Source organism: Vibrio sp. V03_P4A6T147, from assembly GCF_002241085.1.
Classification (GTDB): Bacteria; Pseudomonadota; Gammaproteobacteria; order Enterobacterales; family Vibrionaceae; genus Vibrio; species Vibrio anguillarum.
Genome location: NZ_NDIO01000038.1, coordinates 2968 through 4335 on the forward strand (window position 1 = coordinate 2968; position 1368 = coordinate 4335).

Genomic DNA, 1368 nt, shown 5'->3' on the forward strand with positions numbered 1-1368 from the left:
TCAACACTCGACCATCAGCAGGGACGTGTTCTCCAGGCAACACGCGAATTCGATCACCAAGAGCTAGAGTTTTTACAGGCACTTGACGGCCATCCAACGTAGTTGCAACCGCAGGGATCAATTTCAGTAAATTGCCGCTAGCCGCCGCGGCTTTTCTACGCGCCCGCATCTCTAAAAATCGTCCAACCAGTAAGAAAAAGGTAAACATTGAAATGGATTCAAAAAAGACTTCGCCTTGTTCAGTCACTGTCGCTATCAGACTAGCAACATACGCAAAAATAAGAGCGATAGAAACAGGGACATCCATACCTAATGTTCTGCCTCTAATACTTCGCCAAGCATTGAGGTAAAAGGGAAGGGCAGAGTATAAAAGTACGGGGGTTGCAAAGATCAAGCTAACCCAACGAAAATAATTGCGAAACTCAGAATCAAGATCACCGAAGACCTCAAGATAGAGCGCCACAGCAAGCATCATCACTTGCATGGTGGCTAGGCCTGCAATACCCAAGCGATAAAGATATTGCTTCATTGATTGATGGTAGGCTGCCTCATGTGCGTCTGCTTCAAAAGGGGCAGCCTTATAACCTAATTTATGAATAGTGGAGAGTAATTCACTGAGTCGTGTTTGTGTCTTATCCCAACTGAGTAAAGCACGGTTGGTAGTGGTATTGACCCTTATCGAAATTACCCCATTTTTATGAGAGAGTTGTTTTTCAATTAACCAAGCACAAGCCGCACAGGAAACACCTTCTAACGATAACGTCACTTCGGACGTTTCGTTGTCGTTACGAACGAACTCTGCTTGTACATCGTCATTATCATAATGAATGAGTGCTTTGAGCTGCTCTGGCACAAGCTCCACTTTATCTGCAGTGGTCGTTCGGTATTGGTAATAAGATACTAGGCCACTCTCTACAATGGTTTTAGCCACGGTTTCACAACCGGGACAACACATATCTCTGCTTTCACCTAGAATATCAACTTTATAATCCGTGTTGGCTGGTACATCTTCACCACAGTGGTAACACGCTTTGCACATAGTTTAATTCATTAATTGAGTAGAAGTTGGCATTGGAAACGTTACTCGACCTTGGATTAACCACTCCTCATTGTGAGGAGTGAGTTCGATGAACCAAGGGCCTTGTAACGGGGCAGGCAGGGTAATGCGATATATACCTTGTGCATCCGATGCGACAAGTTGTGTGAAATCACGGTCTGGCAGTGTCCGATGAGCAAACATCATTTTAATCGCGGGGTAGTGTTTAAGCTCACCTTTATTAAATTTGAAGATAATATCATTACCCTCAGAGTAGACTTCCGAGCTGAGCTTTAATGCTTTCGCTTCGTTAATTTTTGATAGGTCAATAT

The 1368-nt window shown here is 43.9% G+C and carries 2 protein-coding genes; both read right to left on the minus strand.

Annotated elements, in window-relative coordinates; genetic code table 11:
• Positions 1–1039, minus strand: a 1039-nt coding sequence (locus B9J84_RS16260; protein ID WP_404206161.1) for a heavy metal translocating P-type ATPase metal-binding domain-containing protein, incomplete at its 3' end; no start/stop codon positions are given.
• A 3-nt stretch (positions 1040–1042) separates the two neighbouring features.
• A partial coding sequence (locus tag B9J84_RS01420) for a FixH family protein (RefSeq protein WP_179217492.1) occupies positions 1043–1368 on the minus strand: 326 nt, incomplete at its 5' end.